Source organism: Herbaspirillum sp. B65, from assembly GCF_000333555.1.
GTDB lineage: Bacteria > Pseudomonadota > Gammaproteobacteria > Burkholderiales > Burkholderiaceae_D > Herbaspirillum > Herbaspirillum rubrisubalbicans.
The window spans coordinates 1-1,194 of the sequence record NZ_BADI01000840.1 but is presented as its reverse complement, the minus strand read 5'-3'; the positions used below and the strand labels follow the sequence as shown (position 1 = coordinate 1,194).

The 1,194-nt window shown below is 65.7% G+C and carries 1 protein-coding gene and 1 pseudogene; both read left to right on the top strand.

Annotated elements, in window-relative coordinates:
* Positions 1-402 (top strand): annotated as a pseudogene (locus I5W_RS20030) (AIR synthase-related protein); the annotation flags it as partial.
* Positions 402-1,194: tRNA 2-selenouridine(34) synthase MnmH (mnmH, locus tag I5W_RS20025; RefSeq protein WP_044530547.1), on the top strand; the 793-nt coding region annotated here is incomplete at its 3' end. The pseudogene I5W_RS20030 and the gene mnmH, both read left to right, overlap by 1 nt.

Genomic DNA, 1,194 nt, shown 5'->3' with positions numbered 1-1,194 from the left:
GGTAGCCGCTTCGCAAAGCTGCGGGCGTAGCCGCCCATGACGGATGTGACCGGCTTCGCCCTGCTGGGTCACCTGGTGGAGATGTGCGAAGGCAGCGGCGTGAGCGCCCGCATCCAGCACGCGCGGGTGCCCAGCCTGCCGGGCGTGCCGTATTACCTGGCCGAAGGCTGTGTGCCGGGCGGTACCGGGCGCAACTTCGAGAGCTATGGCAGCAAGATCAGCCCCTTGAGCGAGAGCCAGAAGCACCTGCTGTGCGATCCGCAGACCAGCGGCGGCTTGCTGGTGGCTGTGCGGCCCGAGGCCAATCCAGAATTCCTCGCCACCGCTGCTGCCCTCGGCCTGGAACTGGCGCCCATCGGCGAGCTGGTGGAACGACAGCGCTACGCGGTCGAGGTGCTCTGATGTCTGATCTACAGCCCAGCCGTGCCTTGTTCATCGCCGATACGCCCATGCTGGATGCGCGGGCGCCGGTGGAGTTCGGCAAGGGGGCGTTCCCCATGGCAGTGAACCTGCCGTTGATGAACGATAGCGAACGCCATGAAGTGGGTCTGCGCTACAAGGAGCAGGGCCAGCAGGCGGCCATCGCCCTGGGGCATCAACTGGTCAGCGGTGCCGTCAAGGAGGCGCGCATTGCGGCCTGGGCGCAGTTTGCCAAGGCGCACCCGGAAGGTTGCCTGTATTGCTTCCGCGGCGGGCTGCGCTCGCAGATCACGCAACAGTGGTTGCAGAGCGAGGCCGGCATCGCCTATCCGCGCGTGGCAGGTGGCTACAAGGCGTTGCGCCATTTCTTGATGGAGGCCATCGACCAGGCACTGGCCGAGTGTGGCTTCGTGGTGGTGGGCGGCATGACCGGCTGCGGCAAGACCGACGTCCTGCTGCAACTGGACAATGCGCTGGATCTGGAAGCCTATGCCAATCATCGCGGCTCCAGCTTCGGCAAGCGCGCCAGCCCGCAACCGGCGCCCATCGATTTCGAGCACAGGCTGGCGATTGCCCTGATCAAGTTGCAGGCGCAAGGGCATCACTGGTTTGCCCTGGAAGATGAAAGCCGCCTGATCGGCGTGTGTGCCTTGCCGCTGGCCTTGCACCAGCGGATGCAGAGCCTGCCTATGGTGTGGCTGGAGGATAGCCGGGAAGGGCGGGTCGAGCGCATCCTGCGCGACTACGTCAGCGGTCTTGCGAGGAATACCGGCG